Consider the following 26,528-nt stretch of genomic DNA (forward strand, 5'->3'; position numbering starts at 1 on the left):
ATTTTAGAATGCTCTATTCGTCATGCTTAATCCATTTCATATCGCTGACAGGCCAGAAAATCACATCAGCCCGGCCAATGACCTCTTTCAAATTGATAAAGCCCAGCTTGCGGCTATCCGTACTGTTCGAACGGTTGTCCCCCATGACAAATATTTTGCCCTCGGGAACTTTCGTTTCCTGGTTCGTGCCATTCGGGAAATCCATCAGCGAATTGTATTCCTCGCCTTTCGTATGTGCCGCTTGAATAGCGTTTTGAATGTACGGCTCCTCTATTTGCTTGCCGTTTACCTTAACAACATCCCCATCGACAGTAACCGTATCACCCGGAACGGCGATCACGCGTTTAATAAAGTCACGGTTCTCCTCAGGCACATGGAACACAATAACCTCGCCGCGCTCCGGCTGGCGGATTTTGTACAAAATTTCATTCACAATTACCCGCTCGCCGGTATGAAAATTCGGCTGCATGGACGGTCCGTCAACGATAAACGGCTTGAAGAGAAGCCAGCGGATGAGAAATACCAGCACCAAAGCAATGACGATCGCTTTTATCCATTCCCAAATTTCATTTTTTTCTTTCTTTTTTGCTCCGCCGCCCTGATCAGCAGGCTGCTGTGCAGAGCTCTGCTCCAATTCGTGGTCCATCGTTCACTGTCCTCTCTTATGGTCAAGTTTCTACGATCCCTATGTAATTCATGTAGAAACATCCAGTCTCTTCCTCCGGTGAGCACAGATAACCATATTGCGGTTCTCACGCGGAGCAGCTTCAGTGAAACAACAAAAGGGGCTTGCTGAACAAGCCCCTTCCGCCATTCGTGTATTAACGACGAATTTCTTTAATTCTCGCTGCTTTACCGCGCAGTTCACGAAGATAATAAAGCTTCGCACGGCGCACTTTACCACGGCGAGCCACTTCGATTTTATCGATTTTCGGGGAATGAAGCGGGAAAGTTCTTTCCACACCTACACCGTAAGAAACTTTACGAACTGTAAAGGTCTCACTGATTCCACCGCCACGGCGCTTGATTACAACACCTTCGAACAACTGGATACGCTCGCGCGAACCCTCGATAACCTTAACGTGCACTTTCAAAGTGTCACCAGGACGAAAGCTTGGCAGATCGCTGCGCAGTTGCTCTTGAGTAATCGCTTGGACGATATTCATCTAGGACTCCCTCCTTCCGCTACAGGTGTTCATGCCTCTTCCGGAAGCTCGTCTGCTTCCTTCATCATCAACAGAGGACCACCGTATTACACACAACGGAAGAATTATACCATGAATTAGTTCATTTGCGCAACAAAAATTAAGGGACTTGACCATTAAAAATTTATTGAATTATACCTCAATTATAAGAAAAACATCTATCGATGTAAAATTCAAAGAAGCAGCAAGCCTTCCCGGCAGCACAAGCTCAAAAAGACCGCTTCAGCCCCGATAAGTTCGGAGGGAAGCCGTCTTCAGCCTTGCATCTATATCTCTCTGGAAGCCGTTTGATCGCGCAGGGATTGAAGCCATTCCCTTTCCTTGGCGGTCAATTCAGCATGCTCCAGCAGATCGGGGCGCCTTTCCAGCGTGCGCCGCAGCGATTCGAGGCGCCGCCACTCCTCGATATTCGCATGATGGCCGGAGAGCAGAATATCCGGAACCTTCCACCCTCGAAAATCAAGCGGCCTCGTGTAATGCGGGTGCTCAAGCAAACCCGTGCTGAACGAGTCGGCTACCGCGCTAGTTTCATTGCCAAGCACGCCCGGCAGAAGCCGTACGACGCTGTCAATAACGGTCATAGCCGGCAGCTCTCCACCGGTTAGGACATAATCCCCGATGGACAGCTCATCGGTCACCAAATGCTCCCGAATCCGCTCATCATAGCCTTCGTAATGACCGCATATAAAAATCAGATGCTCCTCGCGTGCGAATTCCTCTGCTTTTTTCTGCGTATGGGTCTCCCCCTGCGGGCACATCAAAATAACCCGTGGCGGATTGGCAAATTCTTCTGGCTGTTCATCCATACTCTGACCAGGCTCGCTACCAACCGCTTCCTTGGCTTGTCCCCCTAGCAGGTCCTCCACGGCGGCAAAAATCGGATCAGGTTTAAGCACCATGCCCCCTCCCCCGCCGTAAGGAGTATCATCAACCGTGTTATGCTTGTTATTGGCATAAGGCCGGAAGTTGACCGCTCTGAGCGAGACAATGCCTTTTTCCTGGGCTTTGCCGAGAATGCTGGCGCCGAAGACACCGTCGAACATTTCCGGAAAAAGCGTCAATACATCGATTTTCATGTCAAAGAAGTCCTTCCATAAGGCGAACTGTCACTTTTTTATTCTGCACATCCACGGACAGCACGACATCATCGATGTACGGCAGCAGCAGCTCCTTGCCCTTCGGCATTTTCACGACCCAGACGTCATTTGCGCCCGGACTCAGTATTTCCTTGATCTCGCCAAGCTCCTCCCCGTCTTCCGTAACAACGGCACAGCCGACAATTTCATGATAGTAGTACTCGTCTTCCTCTAGCTCACCCAGCCGCTCTTCGGAAATCTTCAGCATGCTGCCCTTATATTTTTCCACATCGTTAATATTGTCATATTCCTTGAATTTAACGATAACGACGTTCTTTTGAAAGCGCGCTTGCTCCACCGTAACGGGCAGCGGAGCCCCGCCTTTTTCCGGGATGATCAGGAGCTCGCTTCCTTTCGCAAACCGGTCCTCCGGAAAATCGGTGGACAGCAGTATTTTCAGTTCTCCGCGAATGCCGTGTGTGTTGACGATTTTGCCGACATTATACAGTTTGTGCATATTGCTCCTCCTACAATTGGTACGTTTCATGAGAGCCGGATACAATTTATCAGCATGTACGAAAAAGGGCTAGGACATTCATCCTAACCCCCTTTCGTATATTTTTAAGATATGATATCTACGGTTACCCGTTTATCCATCTTAACTGCTGCCGATGTAACCACAGTGCGAAGCGCTTTGGCAATCCGGCCCTGCTTGCCAATCACCTTGCCCACATCATCAGGATGCACACTAAGTTCATATACGACAAGCCGATCCTTCTCCACAGTCTTCACGGTTACATCATCCGGATGATCGACTAAAGCCTTAGCAATAAGAATTACTAATTCTTCCATGGTAGACCCTCCGAATCAGCAGCTTATTTCTGCAATTTAGACTCATGAAACTTCTTCAATACGCCAGCCTTGCTAAGCAGGTTGCGGACGGTATCGGATGCTTGCGCACCATTTTGAAGCCATTTCAGCGCTTTATCTTCATCGATTTTCACCACTGCAGGAACTTCAACAGGGTTGTAATAACCGATTTCTTCGATAAAACGGCCGTCACGAGGGGAACGGGAATCAGATACCACCACGCGATAGAAAGGCGCTTTATGCGCACCCATACGTTTCAGACGAATACGAACTGCCACGAAATTCACCTCCTTCAAGAAATAGACTGAATATTCAAACATGAGGCCGAAGCATTATCTGAAAGGAAAACGCAAACCTTTGCCCATGCCTTTAAGCTGCTTGAGCGCCTTGTTCTTGCCGCCCTTCGGCCCCATCATATCCGAAAACTGCTTCATCATGCGCCGCATCTCGTCAAACTGCTTGATGAGACGGTTCACCTCTGCAATCGAGGTTCCGCTGCCTGTGGAAATCCGCTTGCGGCGGCTGTGATTGATCAACTCGGGATGCTGCTTCTCTTCTTTGGTCATCGAGTGCACGATAGCTTCAATCCGGCCCATCTGCTTGTCATCCACTTTGATGTCCTTCATTTGCTTCATATTGCCCATACCGGGAATCATATCGAGAATCTGGTCAAGTGGCCCCAGCTTTTTCACCTGTTCCATCTGCTCAAGGAAATCCTCGAACGTGAACTCGGCATTGCGCATCTTGCGCTCCATCTCTTTCGCCTTTTCGGCATCGATGTTCGACTGCGCCTTCTCAATGAGGGACAGCATATCGCCCATGCCCAAAATCCGCGAAGCCATCCGTTCCGGATGGAACGGCTCCAGCGCGTCCAGCTTCTCGCCAAGTGAAGCGAATTTGATCGGACAGCCGGTAACCGCCTTAACCGACAGCGCAGCGCCGCCGCGTGTATCCCCGTCCAGCTTGGTCAGGACCACACCGGTCAGCTGAAGCTGGTTGTTGAAATGCTCGGCCACGTTCACCGCGTCCTGACCTGTCATGGCATCCACGACAAGCAGCACTTCATCCGGATTGACGACCGCGTGAATCTGCCGCAGCTCTTCCATCAGCTCTTCGTCCACATGCAGACGGCCAGCCGTGTCGACGATCACATAATCGTTGCCGTTTTCCTTGGCATGCTGCAGGCCCTGCCGTGCGATTTCAACGGGACTCGTCTGATCTCCCAGTGAAAATACAGGGGCTTTAATTTGCTCACCCAGAATTTGCAGCTGCTTGATCGCGGCCGGACGGTAAATGTCACCCGCCACCAGCAGCGGCCGGTGGTTTTGCTTCTGCAGCAGCTTGGCCAGCTTGCCGGTAGTTGTCGTCTTACCCGCACCCTGCAGACCGACCATCATGATGACGGTAGGCGGCTTGTTGGCCTTCGCCAGCTTCGCCTGGCTCCCGCCCATCAGCTCCGTCAATTCCTTGTTGACGATGTCGATGATGACCATGCCGGGGGTGAAGCTGTCCATCACTTCCTTGCCGACAGACTTCTCCTTCACCTTGGCAATAAAATCTTTAACAACCTTAAAGTTAACGTCCGCTTCCAGCAGCGCAAGACGAACCTCGCGCATCGCCTGGGACACATCCTCTTCGGATACCTTACCTTTGCCTCTGAGCTTGCTGAATACGCTCTGCAGCCTTGAGGACAATCCTTCAAACGCCATGCAGTCACACCTCCCTGTACCTATGTTGTGACTCTATTTCTATCCGTCAGGACCGCTGCATACTCTGCAGCCGATCGACAATATCCTTAATCTGTTGAAGCACATCCGGATCCGGACGCTCCTGCCCGTTCATTAAAAACGCAATCTTCCCGGACAACTGCTCCAGTTCGCGGCCGCGCCGTTCATGCTTGTCAAGCAGACCGAGCTTGTCTTCATACATCTCAAGCATCTGCTCAGCCCGTTTAATATGCTCATATACCGCCTGGCGGCTGATTTCAAATTCCGAAGCGATTTCCCCAAGCGAAAAATCGTCATGGAAATAGTATTTTAGAAATGTCTGCTGCTTTTCAGTGAGCAATGGTTCATAAAAATCAAACAGCAGGTTGATGCGGTTGGTCTTCTCGAGCCGGTTCTCCTGACTCATTCATTACAACCCCCAACGTCAAGGAAAAACACTTTACAGTTCTTTTCAACGTTCCTTATCATACCTAAAAGGAATACGTATGTCAAGCATTAAACCTTGTCACATTTTAAGAGGTAGTTCAAAAAGTCATCTTTTGATCACGAAGGGAATCAGGAAGCGGAATCGACATCGAATCTTGAATTCAGCCGGGACTAAGCGGATGCTTCCGAAGCATGTTTCCTACGGAAACATTTCAGGTGCTCACGTACCCCACGTACGCTCCGCTCCTCAGGCCCTAGTTTCATCCAACTCAAGCGTTTTGAAAAAACGCACTTCGGAAGCCTACGCTTCGGTGCTGAAAACCTGACTTTTTGAACACACACTTTACGGAGCTATTTTTCAAATTTTCAGCGGTGTCAGATACAGCAGAACGGCAAAGAAATGCAATATGCTGCCCCCGAGCACGAACACATGCCAAACCGCATGATGGTAGGGAAACGCCTTCCACACATAAAACACGGTGCCCAGCGTATAAAGCAGGCCGCCTGCCACAAGCAGCACTATACCGGCATCCGGAAGAACAGCTGTCAGCGGATTCCAGGCAATAACGATCAGCCAGCCCATGGCGATATAAAAGATCGTCGACATGAACAGAAATTTTTTGGTGAAGAAAGCCTTGAATACTACTCCGAGCACGGCAATTCCCCAAATGACGCCGAACAGAGTCCACCCAAGCGTGCCGCGGATTGCCGTTAACAAGAACGGAGTATAGGTGCCGGCGATAAAGAGATAGATGCACGAATGATCCAGGAATTCAAACAGATCCTTTGCTTTGCCCTCTTTGAGAATGTGCAGAAGCGTAGAATTCGTATACAGGAGAAGCATGGTGATCCCGTACACCGTAAAACTGACGACATGCCATGCCGTTCCTTCCGTGGCGGATACAACGATGAGCAGTACCAATGCGGCAATGCTCAGCAGCACGCCAATTCCATGGGTGATGGCATTGGCCACTTCTTCCCTCCGGCTGTACGTGTAGGTATTAGCCATAACATCCCTCCTGTGTTTACGCAAAATTTCAAAGCCTTGCCGTCTGCTATTCCCAAGCGCAGACTTTGTGTATTAGCCTATGCTCATTATACTATGCTCGCAGCTTAAACACATAATTTGACTGTCGATTAAGGCTGTATACAAAAAAGAACAGGACCCGGCAAGTCCTGCTCCTTTAGCGGCTTGAAGCCGCCCCTGTCATGCTTTGCTTTATTCGGCCCGTTCCGCTTCGCCCTCTTCGGCCGGGGCTTCCTGTATCAAGCCCGCAAAGAGCGCATGCACAAACTGGTCGGAATCGAACGGCTGCAGGTCGTCGATTTTCTCGCCGAGACCCACAAATTTAACCGGCAGGTTCATTTCCTGACGGATGGCAATGACGATACCGCCCTTGGCCGTACCGTCCAGCTTCGTCAATACAAGGCCTGTAACACCGCTCTTTTCCCCGAACAGCTTCGCCTGATTAAGCGCATTCTGGCCTGTCGTCGCGTCCAGCACAAGCAGCACCTCATGCGGAGCGTCCGGAATCTCGCGCTGAATGACGCGGAAAATCTTGTTGAGCTCCTCCATCAGGTTCGTCTTGTTCTGCAGGCGGCCGGCCGTATCACACAGCAGCACATCCACCTGGCGTTGCTTTGCGGCCTGTACCGCATCATACATAACGGCAGCCGGATCGGAACCGGACTGCTGCTTGATCACCTCAACCCCGGCGCGCTGTCCCCAGACTTCCAGCTGCTCGATGGCGCCGGCCCGGAACGTGTCTCCTGCGGCAAGCAGCACCTTCTTGCCCTCCTGCTTAAAGCGGTGGGCCATTTTGCCGATCGTGGTCGTCTTGCCAACCCCGTTAACACCGACAAACAGGATCACAGTGATACCATCCGGATTTGTTTTCAGACCGGAGTTCTCTTCCCCGCGCAGCAGCTCCGACAGCTTCTCCGACAAAACCGGCTGCAGCTCGGCGGCGTTTTCGATTTTGCGCTTCCGCACCTCGTCACGCAGCTCATCAATCAAATTCATGACCGTATTTACGCCGACATCGGCGCCGATCAGAATTTCTTCCAGCTCCTCGTAAAATTCCTCATCGATCTTCTTGCGGCGGATCATCAGATCCGACACCTTTTCCACAAAGCCTTTACGCGTTTTTTCCAGTCCGTCTTTGAACTGCTTTGTCACCGATTCGGTTTTGCTTGCGATGCTCTCTCGCAGCTTTCTAAAAAAACTCAAGTCCGTTCCCTCCTATAATAAGCCTGATGCAAAATAAATTACGGATTTCAGGCAATTTCCGCTTCATCATCCTCCAGCTTGACGGATACCAGCTTGGACACGCCGCCCTCTTCCATCGTTACCCCGTACAGCACGTCCGATTCTTCCATCGTGCCTTTCCGGTGGGTAACCACGATGAACTGCGTCTGCTCGGAGAATTCACGCAAATACTGTGCGAATCTTACCACATTCGCTTCGTCAAGCGCCGCTTCCACTTCATCCAGCACGCAGAAAGGCACCGGCTTGATATGCAGAATGGCAAACAGCAGCGCCATCGCCGTCAGCGCCCGCTCCCCCCCGGAGAGAAGCTGCAGATTTTGCAGCTTCTTGCCCGGAGGCTGGGCGACAATGTCGATCCCGGTCTCCAGCAGCTTGTCCGGCTCCAGCAGCACCAGATCCGCCCGTCCCCCGCCAAACAGCTTGGAGAATACGGCTCCGAAGCGGGAACGAATCGCGTCAAAGGTCGTTTTGAAGCGCTTGGACATCTCGTCATCCATTTCTTTGATGACCTCATACAGAGTCGTCTTGGCCTCCACCAGGTCGGCCTTCTGCTCGTTCAGGAAGGTGAATCTTTCGTTCACCCGCTGATATTCCTCGATGGCGCCAAGATTGACCTCGCCTAGCGCGGAAATGCTCCGTTTGAGCTTCTGCACCTCCGCCTGCGTGCCTTCCACATCTTCAGGCACCGGATAACGCTGCTTCGCCAGCTCGTAGCTCATCTCGTAGTCATCCGCAAGCTTGCGCAAAATATTTTCCAGCTCCACGTCCAGCCGGTTTACACCGATCTCCGTCTGTCTGAGCTGCTCTTCCACTGACTTGAGCTGTACGCGCTGCTCCCTCGTTTCGTTTTCTTCCAGCTCCAGCTTTTTGGAAAGCTGGGTACGGGCGGCCCGTTTGAATTCCAGCTTCGCCGCCGTCTCATCCTTCAGAATGCGGTAGCGGTTCAAATCCTCCGTCTGCTTCACGCTTTCCTCCTGATTGATGCGGAGGTCGGCTTCGACGGAGGTGAGCAGGGAACGGTTCTGCTTCACGTCCCTGTGCAGAGAGTTGTAGTCGCCTTGCAGACGCTTCAACTGCTCTTCCAGCGAGAAGCGCTCCTGCTCGAGCTTGCCTTCCTTAACCCGCAGGTCCGTCAACTGGCTTTGCAGTTCTTCCTTCGCCGACTCGTTCGCTTTGCGGGCGAATTCAGCCGCCTGAATGGCCTGATGCGTCTTCTTCTCTTCCTCTTCGAGCTCCGCCAGCTTGCGCACAGCCTCCACACGTGCCGTCTCCAGCTCCTTGAGTTCCTGGTCGAATCCCTTTTTCTCCTGGCCGGAAGCCGCAACCTGCTCCAGCACATGGCGCAGCTCATGCTCAATCTGCTTCAGCTCCGAGGCGGCCTGCTGCTCCTCGCCGCGCTTGACGTCGCCGCCCTGGCGCAGCTCGTCCAGCCGGAGCTGCGCCGCTTCCAACTGCTTCTTGATATCCAGCACCCCGCGGCGAAGCTTCTCCACCTGCTGTTCGGCATCGGCAATCTCCTGATCCAGCTGGTCCAGCTGCCGCTTGCGCCCAAGCAGGTTCGAGTTTTTCTTGAACTGGCTGCCCCCGGTCATGGAACCACCGGCATTGACAACATCTCCGTCCAGAGTGACCACCCGGTAACGGTACTGGCAGCGGGCCGCAATCCGGTTCGCATCCTCCAGTGTCCGGGCAATGACGACATTGCCGAGCAGGCTGCCGATGATGCCGGCATAACGCTCGTCGTATTGGATCAGATCCGCTCCGATGCCGACAAAGCCTTCCGCTCCTTCGATAATCTGACGCTCCCCGGCCCCGATCTGGCGCGGGCGGATAACGTCCATCGGCAGGAACGTCGCTCTGCCGAGCTGCCGCTGCTTCAGAAAGCCGATAGCCTGTCTGGATACCGCTTCGTTCTCCATGACGATATGCTGAACGGAAGCGCCAAGCGCCGTCTCCATCGCCTGCTCCAGCTTCTCCGGCACGCGGATCAGCTCGGCCACCGCTCCATGCACACCCTGCAGCTGCCCTTTGCGGGAAGCCTTCAGCACTTCCTTAACACCCAGTATAAAGCCGTCAAAGTCCTCCTGCATTTCCTTCATCGTATCCCGGCGGGAGACGAGCGCCTCACGCTTCTGCTCCCATTTGCGCGCGGCGGACAGGCTTTCCTCCTGCAGCTTCTGCAGCGACTGATAGCGTTCGCTTTCCGTGATGTATCCCGTGCGAAGCCCGCTGATTTCCTTGGCGATCTTAGCAGTATCCGCTTCGACTTCCTGCTTGCGCTTCTCCAGTTCCGCTTTGCGGGTCTCCCATTTCCCGGACTCGTCGCTGACCCGGTTCATCCGGCGCTCAATCGACTCCTTCTGCTGATCGGCATACCGGATCTCATTGCGTGCCTGGGCCATCTGGTTCATCAGCTCCAGCAGGCTGCCTTTGAGGCTTTCCTCCTGCTCCTGGCTGATCCCGCCGGTCACGCCTTCCAGCTTCGCCTGCTCGGCAGATAATAGCGACCGCAGCTGTTCCAGCTCGTCGGTAACCCGATCCAGCTTGTCCTCCAGAGCTTCCAGCTCCGTATTGCGTTCGCCGCTGCGGGCTTCATTCGCAGCCAAGGCCTGCTGCAGCTGCTCGCGGTTGGCCTCCAGATTGCGCAGACGCTCTTTCAGCAGCTGGCCGTAGCCTTCGCTTTTTTCCGTCGCCTCGATGTACTGCAGCAGCTCGCTTTGCAGCTGTTCTATTTCCTCCTCCAGCCGGCGCAGCTCATTGCGGTCATTTTCAAGCTTGGCATCATGCCGGGACACGACGGTAGAGAGCTGAAGCTGCTCTTCCTGCAGCTTTTTCAGTTTTTCGCTTGCCGCACTCCAGGAGGAGTGAATGTTTTCAATCTGATGCACATACATCGAAATTTCCTTCGATTTCAACTCGCCGCGCAGCTCTTTATAATGGATCGCCTTCTCGGACTGCTCCTTCAAAGGACCGATCTGATCTTCAAGCTCAGTCAGCAGATCATGGATACGCAGCAGATTCTGCTCAGTATCGTCCAGCTTGCGCACGGCTTCCCGCTTGCGGGATTTATACTTTACAATTCCGGACGCTTCCTCGAAGATGCCTCTCCGGTCTTCGGAGCGGGTGCTCAATATTTCCTCGATGCGCCCCTGACCGATAATGGAGTAAGCCTCCTTGCCGATCCCGGTATCCATGAACAGTTCCGTAATATCTTTCAGCCTGCATGCCTGACGGTTGATAAAATATTCGCTTTCGCCGCTGCGGTGTACCCTGCGGGTTACCGTCACTTCACCGAAATCGAGCGGCAGAGCCTGATCCTCGTTATCCAGCGTTAATGACACTTCTCCGTAATTGACGGCTTTACGTGCGTCACTGCCTGCAAAAATGATATCTTCCATTTTGCCGCCGCGAAGCGATTTGGCACTCTGTTCGCCAAGCACCCAGCGGATGCCGTCGGAAATATTGCTTTTTCCGCTGCCATTCGGCCCGACCACAGCGGTGATGCCGCGGACAAACTCCATCTCCGTCTTATCTGCGAACGACTTAAAGCCCGCCAGTTCAATGCGCTTTAAAAACATGTATGCCTCACCTCTAAATACTGAATATCTTTACCCTGTCAGCCCTTGAACGAAAAAAGAGCAAAAAGCAGTCCGATCCAAGCGTTCGGCCGGGACGAGCCCGCGGGCTGCTCTTTGCTCTTGCTTTGTCCTTGGCGGTTTATGCTGCAGCATCAGGATTCCGAAAGCTTAAGCTTGCTCAAAGCGACGGCTGCCGCCTGCTGCTCTGCCTCTTTCTTGGAACGTCCCGTACCGGTTCCAAGCCGTTCGCTTCCCATATGCACCTCGGCTACAAATTCCCGCTCGTGCGCGGGACCGCGTTCTTCGACAATACGATATTCCAACACGCCCATATTGTGATGCTGAGTAAGTTCCTGGAGCTCTGTTTTATAATCACTGATCTGAAGCTTTCCCTGCACCGCGATCTGCGGGAAAATATGACGCTCCAGAAACGACCGGACGGCCTCCAGACCCTGGTCCAAATACAGCGCCCCTATAAAAGATTCGAACACATCCGCAAGAAGGGCCGGGCGGCTTCTTCCGCCCGTCAGCTCCTCGCCTTTGCCCAACAGCACATACCGGCCGAAATCCAGACCGACCGCAAATTTCACAAGCGACGGTTCGCAAACGATGGCCGCTCGCAGCTTGGTCAGCTCTCCTTCGGGCCTGTTCGGATACTGATTGTAGAGCTGTTCCGAAACGGTCAGCTCCAGGACCGCATCGCCCAGAAACTCCAGACGTTCGTTATCCTGGTGCTGGCTGAAACGGTGTTCGTTCACATAGGAAGCGTGAGTAAAGGCCTGTTTTAACAGCTGCCGGTTGTTGAATTGAATATGAAGTTTCTGCTGTAACTGCTTCAAATCTCCACTCAACGAACTGACCCCTTACGCTTCGTATTTTTTTAAGATTACCGTAGCATTGTGACCGCCGAATCCAAAGGAATTCGACATAACGACATCCAGTTCCGCCTTGCGGGGCTTGTTAGGCACGTAATCAAGATCGCACTCCGGATCCTGGTTCTCCAGATTAATGGTTGGAGGAATAGTCTGGTTCTGCAGCGCAAGGCCGCAGATGACCGCTTCCACACCGCCGGCTGCTCCAAGCAGATGACCCGTCATGGACTTGGTGGAGCTGACGGCCACTTTGTAGGCATACTCGCCCAGCGCTTTCTTGATCGCTTCCGTCTCGGATTTGTCCCCAGCCGGAGTAGATGTGCCATGCGCATTGATATAGTCCACGTCCTCCGTGGAAATGTCCGCATCGCGGATCGCCATTTTCATGCAGCGTGCAGCCCCGTCCGGATCGGGATCCGTCATATGGTGGGCGTCGCCGGAAAGTCCGTAGCCGATCACTTCGGCATAGATGTGAGCACCGCGTTTTTGCGCATGCTCCAGGGATTCGAGAATGAGCACGCCAGCGCCCTCTCCCATAACAAACCCGTCACGCCCTGTATCGAACGGGCGGCTCGCCTTCTCAGGCTCGTCGTTGCGGGTCGACATCGCCCGCATGGAGCAGAAGCCGGCCATTCCCGTCGGACGAATCGTCGCCTCGGCTCCGCCGCAAACCATGACATCGGCATCCCCGCGCTGAATCATTCTGAATGAATCACCGATCGCATGGCTTCCTGTCGCACAAGCCGTAACCGGTGTTGTATTCGGTCCCTTTGCGCCCAGGGTAATGGATAGCTGCCCCGATCCCATGTTGGCGATCATCATCGGGATAAAGAAGGGGCTAACCCGTTTAGGGCCTTTTTCCAGCAGCGTATTGTGCTGATCCTCCCAGGTGCCCAGCCCGCCGATGCCGGAACCGATCGATACACCGACACGCTCAGCTTCGGCGTTGGTTCCGATTTCAATTCCGCTGTCTTTCATAGCCATCGTGCCGGCTGCTACCGCAAACTGAACAAAACGGTCCATTTTGCGTGCATCCTTGCGGTCCATATAGTCCTCCGGATTGAAGTCCTTGATGGAAGCCGCGATTTTCGTAGGGTATTCACTGACATCAAACGAGTCTACGGTGCTGACTCCGGATTTTCCCGCCATCAGGTTGTCCCACAGCGTATTCAAATCTTGTCCGAGTGCGGTGACTACGCCCATTCCTGTTATAACAACACGTTGTTTCAACGATATTCACCTCAAATAGTTTAGCTGCAATGTAAGTGTCACAATCTCTTGGCCTGCATGTATATAGAATCAACTAAAGTCAGTAATTCATCATTACCGTAAAATTCGAGCTTTAGTTCAGTCTGTATGGCTGTGCCATCCATGGCAAAATCCTGAATTAGGAGAAAGTCCCGCCTGAATCAGAACGGGACTTGTGTTGACTTAGGTATGAGATTGTATGTAGTTTACAACTTCACCTACAGTTGTAATTTTCTCTGCATCTTCATCAGAGATTTCCATATCAAACTCATCTTCCAATTCCATGACCAATTCAACTACATCGAGAGAATCAGCGCCCAAATCATCTTTGAAAGATGCTTCGAGGGTAACTTCTGCTTCGTCGGCTCCCAAACGGTCAACGACAATGCGCTTTACACGCTCCAATACGTCGGACATCCGGCTCACCTCCTCTTTGGTATTATACGAAAAACACAATAAAAATGCCATAGAAGAGACATATACCTCTTCTTAACGGACATGCGTCCGGCTACATATACAAGCCGCCGTCCACATGCAGAGTCTGGCCTGTCATGTATGAGGAAGCATCAGACGCCAAGAACAGCACGACTTCGGCTACTTCCTCAGGCCGTCCAAGACGGGCCAGCGGAATATCTCCTTGAAGCTTTTCACGCATCTCATCCGGCAGCACCTGCGTCATTTCCGTATCAATGAAGCCCGGAGCGACGCAATTGACCGTTATCTGTCTGGAGGCCAGCTCCCTTGCCGCGGATTTGGTCAACCCGATCACCCCGGCCTTGGCTGCAACGTAATTGGCCTGCCCCGCATTGCCAAGCACGCCAACCACGGATGAGATATTGATGATACGCCCGGAGCGCTGCTTCATCATCGGCCGCGTGGCAGCTTTGAGACAGTTATACACTCCTTTGAGGTTCGTTTCAATCACCTGATCGAACTCCTCTTCTTTCATGCGCATGATTAAATTATCTCTTGTTATTCCGGCATTATTCACCAGAATATCAATACGGCCCCACGTATCGATCACCTGTTTGACCATCTGATCGGCTTCATCCGCCTTACCTACATTGGCGCGCACCGTAATGGCTTCCACACCCTTGGCACGAATAAGGTCAGCCGTATCGGCTGCCGCCTGCTCGCTGCCGGCGTAATTGACAGCCACACTTGCTCCAGCTTCCGCCAGCGCAAGGGCAATGCTGCGTCCGATCCCGCGGGACGCACCCGTCACCAGCGCCGTTTTGCCGCTTAAAGGCTTGGACATCATTTATCCTCCTTCAAATCTTTCACCGTTCAGGAAAGCGCCTTAACCGCATTCTCTAACGATTCCATATCACTCACGTTAATCAACGTCAACGTTTTATCTATTTTCTTGATCAGGCCAGTCAGCACTTTGCCGGGGCCGAATTCCACAAACGTATCCACTCCCTGGCCGATGAGCCAGGCCACGCTGTCTTCCCACAGCACAGGGGAGTATACCTGCTCAACCAGCAAGGAACGGATTTCGCCGCCATCATGTACCGGAGAAGCTGTAACATTCGCAACCACGGGAACGGAAGCTCTTGCAAAATCCGCCCCTTCGAGCTTGGCTGCCAGCTTGTCCGCCGCTCCCCTCATCAAGGACGAATGGAAAGGCCCGCTGACTTCAAGAGTAATGGCACGCTTGCCGCCCGCTTCCTCCACCCGTTCGGCTACCTGTGCCACGCCTTCCTTCGTTCCGGATACGACAATTTGCCCGGGGCAATTGACATTTGCAAGCTCAACCGTCTGTCCGCCAGCCGTAATATCGCTGCAGAGAGAAGAAAGAAGACTGCGGTCAGCTCCAAGCACAGCCGCCATCCCGCCCTGCCCGCCGGGGACAGCCTCTTCCATGAACAGGCCGCGCGAACGAACCAGCTCGACCGCATCCGCAAAGGAAAGCACATCTGCCGCAACGAGGGCGCTGTATTCCCCAAGGCTGTGTCCTGCAACGAAATCAGGCTTGATGCCGCTGGCTTTAAAAACTTCATATAAGGCCGTACTGGCCGTGAGCAGCGCCGGCTGCGTATTAGAGGTCTGCTTCAGTTCAGTATCAGGACCTTCAAATATAAGGGTGTTCAGCGAAAAGCCCAAACGCTCGTCCGCCTGGCGGAATACCTCCCTGGCCACCTCGGACGCTTCATATACGTCCTTTGCCATACCTACACTTTGGGATCCCTGTCCCGGAAATACGAATGCCGTTTTGCCCATTCGTATTCACCTCGCTTCTGTAATGTTTACTGATCATAACAAAGTAAAATGCCCATTACCAGATAATATCAAAGTATAATGCCCGTTACCAGACAAGTACGGAGGCGCCCCAGGTCAAGCCGCCACCGAAACCGACCATCAGCACCCGGTCGCCCTCTTTCATGCGTCCTTCCTCTGCCGCCTCGACGAGTGCAAGCGGAATGGACGCTGCCGAAGTGTTTGCGTATTTATCCACGTTGATCACTACTTTTTCCTCAGGCAGATCAAGGCGCTGCATGGCGGATTGAATAATGCGAATGTTGGCCTGATGCGGCACGAACACATCAATTTCTCCCTTGTCCAGCCCGGCTTTTTCCAGCACCACGTCTGTCGCCGTACCCATGACACGAACGGCAAATTTAAATACCTCGCGTCCGTTCATGTAAATGTAATGAAGCTTGTTCTCAAGTGTCTGTGCTGATGCCGGCAGTCTTGAACCGCCCGCCTCCATCTTCAGCAGCGGGCCGCCTGCACCTTCGGCGCCAAGGTCAAAGGATTTGAACCCTCTGCCTTCCGGCACTTCGCCCAGCACAACCGCTCCTGCCCCGTCTCCGAACAACACGCATGTGTTGCGGTCCGTGTAATCCGTAATCCGTGACAGGCAATCCGCTCCGATCACCAGCGCGTTTTTATACATACCAGCCTGGATAAAGCTCGTGGCGGTCGCCAGCCCATATACAAAGCCCGAGCAAGCCGCAGACAGATCAAACGCCGCCGCTCCCTTAGCTCCCAGCTTATCCTGAAGAATACATGCCGTTGAAGGGAAAGTCATATCAGGCGTAATCGTAGCTATGATAATAAGATCCAGTTCTTCAGCACTCATGCCTGCGGATGCAAGGGCCTTCACAGCCGCCTCATATGCAAGATCGGAGGTCGCCTGCTCCGGAGCCGCGATATGGCGCTCGCGGATGCCGGTACGACTGACAATCCATTCGTCGCTTGTTTCCACCATTTTTTCCAAATCGCTGTTGGTCAATATTTTCTCTGGCACATATTTGCCGGTACCGATAATACCGACCGGTTTCAAGTTATTCATTTCGTCACTCACTTCCCGCTGATTTCCTTCGATATGCTTTCGACAAGACGGTTTTGCAGCGCGATCCGCGCCTGTCTGACCGCGTTTTTGACGGCGTTGGCGTCCGCCGAGCCGTGGCTTTTGACAACAAGACCGCTCAGTCCGAGAAGCGGTGCTCCGCCATGCTCGGTATAATCAAGCTTGTTCTTCAGCCCCCGCAGCTCAGGCATCAGCATGGCAGCTGCCAGCTTCGTCTTCAGCGACTTGGTGAATTGCTCCTTGAGCAGCGAGAAAATAGCCCCTGCCGTCCCTTCCATCGCCTTAAGCAGAATATTGCCTGCAAAACCGTCACAGACGAGCACATCGCAGTTGCCTGTCAATACATCCCTCGCCTCCACGTTGCCTACAAAGCGAATCGGAAGCTGCTCCAGCAGTGGATAGGCCAGCTTAGTCAGCTCATTGCCTTTGCCGCCCTCTGTACCTACATTGAGCAGCCCGACGCGCGGCTCGGCCATATTATGCACCTTCTGCCGATAGAGGCTTCCCATCTGGGCATATTGCGCGAGATGCTCGGGCTTCGCGTCCATATTGGCTCCCAGATCGAGGGCCAGCACACCAAGGTCGTCGAGCGTCGGAATCATCGGCGCCAGCGCGGGACGCTCAATCCCTTCCATCCGTCCCACAACAAGCAGACCAGTCGTCATGAGCGCTCCCGTATTGCCGGCGGAGATCATGGCATGCGCCTCCTGCTCCTTCACCATGCGGCCAGCCACGACCATGGAGGAGTCCTTCTTGCGGCGAACGGCCCGAACGGGTTCATCCTCCGCATCTATCACCTCGGAAGCATGCCGAATCGTCAGATTCGTCGGCACCTGCTTCCCCTCCAGCAGCGGTTCGATTCTGCTCCGGTCACCGACAAGCACGATCTCCGTATCCTTCCATTCAGCCGCAGCGGCCAGGCCGCCCTCAACTGTAACCTCCGGCGCGTTGTCTCCTCCCATCGCATCAATGGCGATCCGCATGCTGGTTTCCTCCTTCGCTGTATCCTTCCCCGGTGGAACGGTATATGACAAAGTTCCCCTGGAAGACCATCTCTTCTCCCACATAAGTAAACACTTCTACCTTCGCCTTGCCCTTCTGCTCCGGCTGGGAGCGGACATAGGCCTTGGCTATACATTTCTCTCCCAAATGAACGGGCCGCACAAACCGGATATCTGCCGAGGCGGTCAGCGCAATCTCGTCATTGATGACAGCGACGGCCAGTGAGTTGGCCTGGGCAAATACATAGTGCCCCCGTGCGATGCCTGTCCGTGAAAACACATGCTCGTCACGGATTTCAAATATCGATATGCCGCTCTTATCCAACTGCAGATCAACGATATCCCCGATGACCTCATGCAGAGGCAGTGACCGGACCTGATCGTACGAGCGCTCGGCCATCAGCTTCATTCGTTCACGAAGCTCGGGAATTCCTAGCTCCATCCGGTCCAGCCGGATCGTCTGAATGCTGACCTTGAGCTGGCGCGTCAATTCCTGATCCGTAACGAACGGATTGTCTTCAATTAATTGCGACAGTCTCTGCTGTCTTAGTCTCTTCGGCAGCCGCTCGATAGCCAAGCACCTCCTTCCTCCCACACAATTGCAAAGCTTTTCAGATTAAAGAATGTATAAGTTTTCAGCGGAGCTGCAGCTTTCTTTAATCGCAAGAGAAACTACCGCTAAACGCGGTCTGTCTTCTATGAAAGTACGTCGATAGACGTTTTTCTAATAGGAATATATGTATAAGCGGACACACCCGCCCGCCTTTTCTTAGAACCAGGTACTAAGCCAGTATATAGCATCACCCGTCAAAAAGAAAGCCGGGCCGCAAAAAAAATAGCGCCTCACCATGGTGAAGCACTACTTTTCAACATCAAGACGACATGCTGTTAATCATAGCACGCTGCTTCGAATGTTATTGAGAGATAATCTCTCTAGATTTGTATGTTCCGCAAACTTTGCACACGTGGTGAGCAAGCTTCAATTCTCCGCATTGTTCACATTTCACCATACCTGGCACAGCCAGCTTAAAGTGAGTACGACGTTTGTCGCGGCGCGTTTTGGACGTTCTGCGTTGTGGTACTGCCATCATTCCCACCTCCTTATCGAGATCAACCCCGAAGGGCATATGTGTTATCTCATTCAAGACCGGGCAGGACGACTCATGGCCAATCCTACCGTAGCCGGTGAATAACTCATCGGTTATTTCAATATTTTATTTCTTAAAAAAATCTTTGAGGCCCGCGAGACGCGGATCTATCCGCTCATTGTTACAGCTGCAAGAGCCTTCGTTCCAGTTCTGGCCGCAGGTCGGGCACAACCCTTTGCAATCAGGCCGGCACAGCGGTGCAAACGGAAGATGCAGCAGGAATGATTCCTCACAATAGGGAACGGTGTCGAACGACTCCCCTTCGATCATAATGGACTCCATATCCTCGTCCTCGGCATCCGGCTGTTCCTGCCCCTGCTCGAAGCGTTCCGAAAAAGGAATGTTCATATGCTCGTGAACCGGAGTCAGACAGCGGGAGCACAGCGTGTCCAGCTCGGCTGCCAGCGTTCCGCTCACATCAATCCTTCCTTCTCCCTCGCTCACGGCTGCAAGGTCTGCAGTCAGCGGTGAAACTGAAGTGATATCCTTGCGGTGTGTTATCAGCGGCTCGACATTCAAGCTCTCCCGGATCAAAACCGGACCGTCATTCATAGCAACCTTGCGAAAGTGCAAATGCATAATGTATCACTCCAAACAAACAAAAATTATTATACCGATTGAACGAGATGTTTGTCAACACCTTTTCCTTTACACCTTCGAGAGTATTGTGCCTATCGGGGCGCGGGCAAAAGCGCCGATGTTCGTGTACAATGTTATACAACTATTATACCCCGATTGACAAGGGAGTTGGCTTGATACCATGAAAACGCTGGGAATCATCGTGGAATATAATCCTCTCCACAACGGTCATGTCCACCACTGGACCGCGTCCAGGGCCGCGTCCTCCGCGGAGCGGACCGTTGCGGTCATGAGCGGTCCGTTTCTGCAGCGCGGCGAGCCGGCCATTGCGGACAAATGGTCGCGCGCCGAGATGGCCCTGGCCATGGGCGTTGACCTGGTGCTCGAGCTGCCGGCCGCCTACGCCGTGCAAGCGGCGGAATGGTTCGCCTACGGCGCGGTCGCGCTGCTGCACGCGACCGGCATCGTGGACGCGCTCTGCTTCGGCAGCGAGAGCGGCAACATCGCGCCGCTGCGCAGGCTCGCGCGCGTCCTGGCGGCGGAGCCGGCCGAGCTCAAGGCCGGCATCGCCGCGCGGCTGGCGGGCGGCGCCAGCTACCCCGCGGCTTACGCGGGGGCGGCGGCTGCGCTCGCCGGCGGAGAGGCGGACGGCGCGGAGCTGTCCGCCCTCATGCAGCAGCCCAACAATACACTTGGGCTGCATTATTTGATCGCGCTGCAGCGGCTGCACAGCGCGATCGAGCCCTTCACGATAGCCCGCACCGGCGCGGGCTATCACGACACGCTGGCGGCGGGCAGCATCGCCAGCGCCACCGCGGTCCGCCGCCTGCTGATGGCGGGCGGACCGGATGCCGCGGCGCCCTATGTGCCGGGCGCCGTACTGGACATTCTGCGGCGTGAATGGGCCTCCGGCCGCGCGCCGCAGACATGGGAAGCGTTCAGCCGCCCGCTGCTGAACGCCCTGATCACGCGCAGCCCAGACGAGCTGGCCGGGCTGCACGAGGTGACCGAGGGGCTGGAGCATAGGCTGAAGAAGCTACTTCCAGCGCTGCCTCAGCCCTCAGTCACATCCCTGCTGTCAGTGCTAAAGACGAAGCGCTATACGCATGTGAAGCTGCAGCGGATGCTGGCGCATATCCTCCTGAACCATGCTAAGTCCGAGCTGGCTCCGGCCCGGCTTGCGGAGGGCCCCGCTTATATCCGCGTGCTCGGCTTTAACCGAACGGGCCAAGCCATGCTGGCCGAAATGAAGCAGGCTGCATCCCTTCCCGTCCTGACCCGACCTGCAGGGTTTGAGCATCCCTATTTGCAGATGGACATAAATGCAGCGGCCGTATACACCGCGGGCATGCCTGCGGCGGACGTGCGCAGCCTGTACGAGGACTATTACAGGCCCCCTGTCATTTGGCCTTGACCGGCAGTTGCTCCAGATAGCTCAAGGCATCCTCAAGTGTGCGGACAGGCACAAGTTTCATGCCTGTCCCGATTTGCTTCGCCTTCGCTTCTGCCGCCTCCGCATTGTCCTCAGGCACGAAGAAAATGTCCGCATGCTGCCTGTCCGCCGCCACGATTTTGTGAACAACGCCGCCGATCGGACCTACCTTACCGTCCTCACCAATCGTGCCTGTGCCTGCGATGCGGTAGCCTTTGGACAAATCTCCCGGCGTAAGCTGATTAAAGATTTCCAATGTGAACATCAGGCCTGCCGACGGCCCCCCGACGTCAGTCGAGGAAAAGGTGATTTCATGCCCCGTTTCCTCTGGCACGATTTTTTGGAGCGTGGCTATGCCTACCCCAAAGCCTGTACGCTCTTCCCCGGACGCCGTGTCCTTGACCGTCGTAAGCTTCACCTTTCCGCTCACCATGTCTCCCCTGCGGTCCAGCTTAACGTCTGCACTGTCCCCCGGCTTTTTGCCTTCCAGGATGTGCTGAAGATCATCACTGTCCGCCACGGCTTCGCCGTTAACCTCCTCAATTTTATCTCCGGGATGAAAAAACGGGTCTGCCCCTGCAGCCGTCTCCAGCACATAAATGTACTGCGGAACGATTTTGTAGGCTACACCTGCCTTCTTATATGCCGCTTCAATGGCAGAGGATTGCGAATTGTCCATATAATATACCTGCTTGGCCGCATACTCGTCTTCACTGCTTCCCTGCAGGCGGCTTTCCTTGGTCTGCACTTCCGCGTTGCTGTCGACCTTCGCCAGCCCCAGCATCAGCAGATTGGCGTAACTGCCTGATACAGTCGTCATCATAAAGGTTCCGCTTTCTGCAGGATCGCCATTTCTGACCGATACCATGGGCTTGACCGCTTCGGCGCTGCCCGGACGGTAGATCATATACGGGGTCGGCATATAAATCAGCACATAGGCCAATACCGCGATCACGGCGGTATACAGCAGAGTGAACCATAATCGCCGGTTTCCCGCCCTCTTCATATATACTTCCCCCTTCGATATCACTTCAGTAAATCCGGCAGCAGAACAGCCAATGCTGACAAGCACGGTCTGTCCCTGCCCTTTGCCGCATATCCTTATTACTGGCTTGTTCTTTTAGAATAAATAGAATCCCGGAAGGAGGAGCAATATGCAGACAATACAGGAAAAACAGCCCGGCCGGCTGTGGACGACCTGGCTGCTTGGAGCCTGCTCGCTGCTGCTGGTGGCCGCAGTCGTGGCCGCCCCCGAGCAGGTGTATGAGGCTTCAGGACAAGGGCTGAAGCTGTGGTGGAGCATCGTCTTCCCCGCCCTGCTCCCTTTCCTGATGCTGTCCGAAATGCTGATCGCCTCCGGCTTTGTACATGGGCTGGGTGTACTGCTGGCCCCTTTGATGCGCGCCTGCTTTCGACTTCCGGGCCGCAGCGGGTGGGTGCTTGCGCTCGGTATGACCGCCGGCGGGCAGGCGGCAGCGGAAGCGGCCAGGCAGCTGGGCGGCCGGGACGGGCTCGGAGAACGGCAGATCCGCCTGCTGACCGGAATCGCCGGCTTCTGCAATCCGATGACAATTGTGCTTGTCATCGGAGCCGGCTTCCTGCACAGCCCTTCCACAGGTTATATGCTGCTGCTTGTCCATTGGATTACCGGCATGCTCGCGGGTATGATTTCCGTCCGTCTTTTCGGGACAAAAGCAAAAGCAGCACAACAGGGCACGCAGGCCGCAGTTTCCTCCAGAGGCTCTGTCCTCCGCCCTTCCATGCTGCGCGCTTTATACGCCGAAATGGCCGCCGCCCGCCAAAGGGACGGACGCAGCTTCGGCAGATTACTGGGCGAAACGGTGTCGAACGCCGTTCAAACCCTGATGCTTATCGGCGGTTTTATTATATTTTTCGCCGTTATAACCCGGCTCCTGAATATCTATTTGACACCGCAGGCTCCCATGCTGTTGTGGCCCGCGCTGTTGGAGCAGCATCTTGGCGCCCATTCAGCCGTCCGTTTTTTTGGCGATCCCCGCATGCAGGCCGCGGCGATCGGGGCCATCCTCAGCTGGGGAGGGGTGAGCGGACTTATGCAGATCATTGCCATAACAAAGCCCGCTGACAGAGGCTTCTCCTTTGCCATTACACGCTTTCTGCATGCAGGGATGTCGTTTCTGGTGATGCTGCTTTTGTGGAGGCCCTGGCAGCAGTTCACCTCGTTTGCCGTCCCTGCCTATTTGGAGCTGCTCCCCGTTCGGGAAGGGACTGTTGACCATTCCATCGACCGGCTGCTCACGCTTGCTGCAGCGCCGTTTGCCCTGCTGCTCGCAATCCTGGGAGTGCTGGTGGCGGCTTCACTTTTGATCAGTTGGCGGACCCGTCGTTCTTCTCGCTGATTTTGCGTCTGAGCGCTTCTTCCACTTCGGGCGACACCAGGTCGATGACGTTGCCATTGAAATGCGCAATCTCCTTCACCATGCTTGAACTTAAATAGGAATATTTCGGATTCGTCATCATGAAAATCGTCTCGGCCTCCGGGTTCAGCTTATGATTGGTGGAAGCCAACTGCAGCTCGTATTCAAAATCCGTTACGGACCGGATGCCTCTGACAATGACCTGGGCCCCCTTTTGCCTTACATAATTGGCTGTCAAATCACGAAAGGAATCGACTTCAACGTTAGGCATATCCTCCGTCGCCTGCCGCAGAAGGACGATCCGCTCTTCCACGCTGAACAGCGGATTTTTGCTTATATTGTTCAGCACCGCCACAATCAGCTGGTCGAACTGCTTGGACGCCCGCTGAATAATGTCCATATGCCCCATCGTCACCGGATCGAACGTCCCTGGATAGACGGCGATCCTTTTTTTGTTTGCTGGCTCACTCATGCTGCTCCTCCTCGTCTGCCGCCTCTCTATGTGGTTCATCTGCGGCCTCTGTTTGTTCATTTGTCTGCTCCCGTGCCCGCTCATACCTGAAGATGGACACAGCGGTTTCACCGTATACGGCTTTCCGGAGCTGGTTGAAGGCCCCAAACCGCTCCGGGTAGCTGTAGCCGGATTCGTATTCAAGAACAATAACGGCCCCGTCCCGCAGCAGGCCGAGCTCGTCCATTTTTTCCATCAGCTCATCCCCGTTTTTCATACGGTAAGGAGGGTCCAGAAAAACGGCATCAAAAACAGCCCCGCGCTTGGCCAAGGCCTTGAGGGCACGCCCGGCCTCATTGCGGAACACTTCAGCCTGACTGTCCAGGCCGGTTTTGCGGAGGTTCTCCCTAATCACCTCAATGGCTTTCAGCTCCATATCGATAAAAACCGCTTTCTCCATGCCGCGGCTCAGCGCTTCAATGCCGAGTCCTCCGCTGCCCGCAAACAGATCAAGTGCGGTTCCTCCGTCAAAGTATGGACCAATCATGCTAAACAGCGCTTCCTTTACCTTATCGGTTGTCGGTCTCGTTCCCGTTCCGGGAACTGCCTTAAGCGGTCTGCCTTTAGCACTGCCCGATACGACTCTCACGCTATGTTCACCCATTCTCTATGTAGTCTTGACCGTCTGTCGCAGACAGACCGATATGACGTTATCGTAACATATAGCACATCTATATGGAAAATAGCTCATATCTGCCTGACCAAAAGATTTTTCATAAAAACCCCGCACTGCATGTATATTCCTCCCGCAATCGGGTCACAATTGAGTTATCGGCATTTAACCAATGCCGTAGACAACCGCGGAGAAGGCTTACGTTTCCCCATAAGCTCTTCGTCCGGTTTCTCCTCTCCCATCAATGGGCGTCTCGTATGAGACGCCTAATTTTTTTGTTAGAGCTGACCTTATATCGGTTTTTGCCTGAGCCGCTATTTATTCAAGTGAAAAGGAACTGTTGTAACAATGACATCTTTATAGTTGATCAGGTAGGCCCGAATCAGCAGACTTGTCTGGTTATGAAGGATGTTTTCCCACCAGTTTTTTGTAATGAACTGCGGGATAACGACAGTAATGTGGTCCTCCTTCCCCTTTTTCCACTGCACTGTATCGATAAATTTGCGCAAAGGCCCGATAATGCTTCTATAGCTCGATTTGATGGTCACCAGCCTGATGCCCGGATTCCACTTTGCCCATTTCCGTTCCATCTTGGCAATGGATTCGTCGTCGAAGCCGACATACACCGCAACGACCTGGTCAGAGATCGTCCTTGCGTAGCTGATCGTATTGGCGACCACCTTGGTTAGCCCGGCCACCGGAATGATGACCGTATTGCCCTTGATCACCAGCTCGGAATCGAGATCCACGCGCAGCTGCTCCGCCGTATTGTTGTAGTGCCGATTGATCTGTGTAAACAGATACAGCACAATCGGCAGGAAAATAAACACCACCCATACCTGGCTGAATTTGGTGAATATGAAAATCAGGGTGATCGACATGGTTGTCAGCATGCCTACCGTATTGATGGCCAATTTGACGGCCCAGCCTGCAGGCTTGAGCTTGAGCCAGCGCAGCATCATGCCAAGCTGTGACAGGGTAAACGGAATGAATACACCGACGGCGTACAGCGGAATCAGATTTTCGGTGTTTCCGTGAAAAGCAATGACCAGAACGGCAGACATTACGCTCAGAAAGATGATTCCGTTGGAATACCCGAGCCGGTCTCCGCGGACCATGAACATATGTGGCATAAACTTGTCTTTGGCGAGCATGAACGCCAGCAGCGGAAAGGCTGAATACGCGGTATTGGCCGCAAGAAACAGGATCAGCGCCGTTGCCCCCTGAATCAGATAATACATTGTGCTTCTGCCGAATGTGGTGGCTGCGATTTGCGAGATGACCGTTTCCGTCGCGCTTGGCCTTACCCCATACCAGAATGCCAGCAGGCTGATCCCGATGAACATGGAACCCAGGATGATGCCCATCATCATCAGCGTGGCCGCCGCATTGCGTGGAGCCGGGTCACGGAAATTGGGGATGGCATTGGATACCGCCTCCACTCCGGTCAACGCCGAGCAGCCTGAGCTGAATGCCTTCAGCACCAAAAACAGACTGACATTCGATGCTGCCGCTTCAAGGTGAGAAGCCGCAGCCCCGCCGCCGTATACAACATAGTGAAAAACACCGCTAATGATCAGCACAAAGATAGCCACTACAAATAAATAGATGGGAACCGCCAGTACGGTAGCGGATTCGGTTACCCCGCGCAAATTCATAATCGTCAGGAAGATGATCATGATCAGTGCGATTGCGATCCGGTGGTCGTGCAGAGAAGGAAAAGCCGATGTAATGGCATCCGTGCCTGCAGATGAGCTGACCGCCACCGTTAAAATATAATCAACCAGCAGTGAGCCGCCTGCGACGAGGCTTGGTGCCCTGCCCAGATTGTCCTTGGCGACGATATACGCCCCACCACCGCTGGGGTAAGCGAATATCGTCTGCCGATACGAAATAATTAAAATAACGAGCAGTCCCAATACCGCCAGCGATATGGGGACGGAATACCAGAGGGCAGCGGCCCCGGCCGCAATGAGCACCAGCAAAATCTGCTCGGTTCCGTACGCCACGGAGGACAGCGCGTCAGATGAAAGAACGGCCAGCGCTTTCAGCTTGCCCAGTTTTTCCCCTTCAATGTCAGCCGACTTTCTCGGCTTCCCGATCAAAATTCGTTTAAATGTGCTGTACATGCTAATCATCTGCCTTCTCATATGAAGTAACGGCCGCCATATCCGCCCTGCCGTGTCCCATCCTGACAGCTAATACGAGTTTTTCCGAATGGACAATTATTATTTATACCTTTTTAAGGAGAGCTAAACTGT

At 53.9% G+C, this 26,528-nt stretch carries 27 protein-coding genes; 2 read left to right on the top strand and 25 right to left on the bottom strand.

The annotated features are described in order from the left end of the window. Positions 1 to 13: 13 nt before the first annotated feature. From lepB to ACI1P2_RS04955, 21 genes are all read right to left on the bottom strand, one after another. Positions 14 to 646 (bottom strand): signal peptidase I, encoded by a 633-nt coding sequence (gene lepB / locus ACI1P2_RS04855; RefSeq protein WP_355317363.1) that lies wholly within the window; start codon positions 644 to 646, stop codon positions 14 to 16. A gap of 175 nt (positions 647 to 821) precedes the next feature. After that, entirely contained in the window at positions 822 to 1,166 is a 345-nt protein-coding gene (gene rplS, locus ACI1P2_RS04860) for a 50S ribosomal protein L19 (protein ID WP_355317365.1), read from the bottom strand. A 305-nt stretch (positions 1,167 to 1,471) separates the two neighbouring features. Further along, entirely contained in the window at positions 1,472 to 2,281 is an 810-nt protein-coding gene (trmD, locus tag ACI1P2_RS04865) for a tRNA (guanosine(37)-N1)-methyltransferase TrmD (RefSeq protein WP_355317367.1), read from the bottom strand. 1 nt (position 2,282) lies between these two features. After that, the gene (rimM, locus tag ACI1P2_RS04870; RefSeq protein WP_355317369.1) at positions 2,283 to 2,798 is read right to left on the bottom strand and encodes a ribosome maturation factor RimM; all 516 of its coding nucleotides are present in this window, start codon (positions 2,796 to 2,798) and stop codon (positions 2,283 to 2,285) included. 104 nt (positions 2,799 to 2,902) lie between these two features. Then, a complete protein-coding gene (locus tag ACI1P2_RS04875; RefSeq protein WP_355317371.1) occupies positions 2,903 to 3,133 on the bottom strand; it encodes a KH domain-containing protein in 231 nt (76 codons plus the stop codon). A gap of 23 nt (positions 3,134 to 3,156) precedes the next feature. Further along, positions 3,157 to 3,429 carry a 30S ribosomal protein S16 gene (gene rpsP / locus ACI1P2_RS04880; protein ID WP_355317373.1) on the bottom strand — a complete coding sequence of 91 codons (273 nt, stop codon included), beginning with the start codon at positions 3,427 to 3,429 and terminating at the stop codon, positions 3,157 to 3,159. 54 nt (positions 3,430 to 3,483) lie between these two features. Next, positions 3,484 to 4,860 (bottom strand): signal recognition particle protein, encoded by a 1,377-nt coding sequence (gene ffh, locus ACI1P2_RS04885; RefSeq protein WP_355317375.1) that lies wholly within the window; start codon positions 4,858 to 4,860, stop codon positions 3,484 to 3,486. 46 nt (positions 4,861 to 4,906) lie between these two features. Further along, positions 4,907 to 5,284, bottom strand: a complete 378-nt coding sequence (locus ACI1P2_RS04890) for a putative DNA-binding protein (protein WP_355317377.1) — start codon at positions 5,282 to 5,284, stop codon at positions 4,907 to 4,909. A 378-nt stretch (positions 5,285 to 5,662) separates the two neighbouring features. Further along, complete coding sequence (gene trhA / locus ACI1P2_RS04895) at positions 5,663 to 6,313, bottom strand: PAQR family membrane homeostasis protein TrhA (RefSeq protein WP_355317379.1); 651 nt, start codon at positions 6,311 to 6,313, stop codon at positions 5,663 to 5,665. A 210-nt stretch (positions 6,314 to 6,523) separates the two neighbouring features. Next, entirely contained in the window at positions 6,524 to 7,534 is a 1,011-nt protein-coding gene (gene ftsY / locus ACI1P2_RS04900; protein ID WP_355317381.1) for a signal recognition particle-docking protein FtsY, read from the bottom strand. A 47-nt stretch (positions 7,535 to 7,581) separates the two neighbouring features. Next, positions 7,582 to 11,151: a chromosome segregation protein SMC gene (gene smc / locus ACI1P2_RS04905; protein ID WP_355317383.1), complete on the bottom strand. Its 3,570-nt coding sequence runs from the start codon at positions 11,149 to 11,151 to the stop codon at positions 7,582 to 7,584. Between the two features lie 152 nt (positions 11,152 to 11,303). Further along, entirely contained in the window at positions 11,304 to 12,002 is a 699-nt protein-coding gene (gene rnc / locus ACI1P2_RS04910) for a ribonuclease III (RefSeq protein WP_355317385.1), read from the bottom strand. A gap of 12 nt (positions 12,003 to 12,014) precedes the next feature. After that, on the bottom strand, positions 12,015 to 13,253 hold the full coding sequence (gene fabF / locus ACI1P2_RS04915; RefSeq protein ID WP_355317387.1) for a beta-ketoacyl-ACP synthase II: 1,239 nt from the start codon (positions 13,251 to 13,253) through the stop codon (positions 12,015 to 12,017). Between the two features lie 201 nt (positions 13,254 to 13,454). Continuing rightward, complete coding sequence (acpP, locus tag ACI1P2_RS04920) at positions 13,455 to 13,688, bottom strand: acyl carrier protein (RefSeq protein ID WP_025334828.1); 234 nt, start codon at positions 13,686 to 13,688, stop codon at positions 13,455 to 13,457. A gap of 91 nt (positions 13,689 to 13,779) precedes the next feature. Beyond that, on the bottom strand, positions 13,780 to 14,529 hold the full coding sequence (gene fabG, locus ACI1P2_RS04925) for a 3-oxoacyl-[acyl-carrier-protein] reductase (RefSeq protein ID WP_355317390.1): 750 nt from the start codon (positions 14,527 to 14,529) through the stop codon (positions 13,780 to 13,782). A 29-nt stretch (positions 14,530 to 14,558) separates the two neighbouring features. Continuing rightward, positions 14,559 to 15,494: an ACP S-malonyltransferase gene (gene fabD, locus ACI1P2_RS04930; RefSeq protein ID WP_355317392.1), complete on the bottom strand. Its 936-nt coding sequence runs from the start codon at positions 15,492 to 15,494 to the stop codon at positions 14,559 to 14,561. 85 nt (positions 15,495 to 15,579) lie between these two features. Then, positions 15,580 to 16,569 carry a beta-ketoacyl-ACP synthase III gene (locus tag ACI1P2_RS04935; RefSeq protein WP_355317394.1) on the bottom strand — a complete coding sequence of 330 codons (990 nt, stop codon included), beginning with the start codon at positions 16,567 to 16,569 and terminating at the stop codon, positions 15,580 to 15,582. A gap of 8 nt (positions 16,570 to 16,577) precedes the next feature. After that, the gene (plsX, locus tag ACI1P2_RS04940) at positions 16,578 to 17,570 is read right to left on the bottom strand and encodes a phosphate acyltransferase PlsX (RefSeq protein WP_355317396.1); all 993 of its coding nucleotides are present in this window, start codon (positions 17,568 to 17,570) and stop codon (positions 16,578 to 16,580) included. Beyond that, positions 17,554 to 18,150, bottom strand: a complete 597-nt coding sequence (gene fapR / locus ACI1P2_RS04945) for a transcription factor FapR (protein WP_355317469.1) — start codon at positions 18,148 to 18,150, stop codon at positions 17,554 to 17,556. Before fapR ends, plsX begins: the two co-directional genes overlap by 17 nt. Before the next feature lie 352 nt (positions 18,151 to 18,502). Beyond that, positions 18,503 to 18,676, bottom strand: a complete 174-nt coding sequence (gene rpmF, locus ACI1P2_RS04950; protein ID WP_036645943.1) for a 50S ribosomal protein L32 — start codon at positions 18,674 to 18,676, stop codon at positions 18,503 to 18,505. A gap of 126 nt (positions 18,677 to 18,802) precedes the next feature. Then, the gene (locus ACI1P2_RS04955; RefSeq protein ID WP_355317399.1) at positions 18,803 to 19,315 is read right to left on the bottom strand and encodes a YceD family protein; all 513 of its coding nucleotides are present in this window, start codon (positions 19,313 to 19,315) and stop codon (positions 18,803 to 18,805) included. Positions 19,316 to 19,496: 181 nt separating this feature from the next. Between ACI1P2_RS04955 and ACI1P2_RS04960 the strand changes: the two genes are divergently transcribed. Next, positions 19,497 to 20,729 carry a nucleotidyltransferase gene (locus ACI1P2_RS04960; RefSeq protein WP_355317401.1) on the top strand — a complete coding sequence of 411 codons (1,233 nt, stop codon included), beginning with the start codon at positions 19,497 to 19,499 and terminating at the stop codon, positions 20,727 to 20,729. On the opposite strand, the gene ACI1P2_RS04965 is transcribed toward ACI1P2_RS04960, so the two are convergent. Beyond that, a complete protein-coding gene (locus tag ACI1P2_RS04965; RefSeq protein WP_355317403.1) occupies positions 20,716 to 21,753 on the bottom strand; it encodes a SepM family pheromone-processing serine protease in 1,038 nt (345 codons plus the stop codon). The two genes, ACI1P2_RS04960 and ACI1P2_RS04965, sit on opposite strands and share 14 nt — an antisense overlap. 148 nt (positions 21,754 to 21,901) lie before the next feature. On the opposite strand from ACI1P2_RS04965, the gene ACI1P2_RS04970 reads away from it, so the two are divergent. Beyond that, the gene (locus tag ACI1P2_RS04970; RefSeq protein WP_355317405.1) at positions 21,902 to 23,125 is read left to right on the top strand and encodes a nucleoside recognition domain-containing protein; all 1,224 of its coding nucleotides are present in this window, start codon (positions 21,902 to 21,904) and stop codon (positions 23,123 to 23,125) included. On the opposite strand, the gene coaD is transcribed toward ACI1P2_RS04970, so the two are convergent. From coaD to ACI1P2_RS04985, 3 genes are all read right to left on the bottom strand, one after another. Beyond that, positions 23,094 to 23,615 (bottom strand): pantetheine-phosphate adenylyltransferase, encoded by a 522-nt coding sequence (coaD, locus tag ACI1P2_RS04975; protein ID WP_355317407.1) that lies wholly within the window; start codon positions 23,613 to 23,615, stop codon positions 23,094 to 23,096. The two genes, ACI1P2_RS04970 and coaD, sit on opposite strands and share 32 nt — an antisense overlap. Then, entirely contained in the window at positions 23,608 to 24,243 is a 636-nt protein-coding gene (gene rsmD / locus ACI1P2_RS04980; protein WP_355317471.1) for a 16S rRNA (guanine(966)-N(2))-methyltransferase RsmD, read from the bottom strand. Before rsmD ends, coaD begins: the two co-directional genes overlap by 8 nt. A 338-nt stretch (positions 24,244 to 24,581) precedes the next feature. Continuing rightward, on the bottom strand, positions 24,582 to 26,396 hold the full coding sequence (locus tag ACI1P2_RS04985) for an APC family permease (protein WP_355317473.1): 1,815 nt from the start codon (positions 26,394 to 26,396) through the stop codon (positions 24,582 to 24,584). Positions 26,397 to 26,528: the final 132 nt, after the last annotated feature.

Origin of the sequence: Paenibacillus jiangxiensis (assembly GCF_046098255.1) — a bacterium.
GTDB classification, from domain to species: Bacteria; Bacillota; Bacilli; order Paenibacillales; family Paenibacillaceae; genus Paenibacillus; species Paenibacillus jiagnxiensis.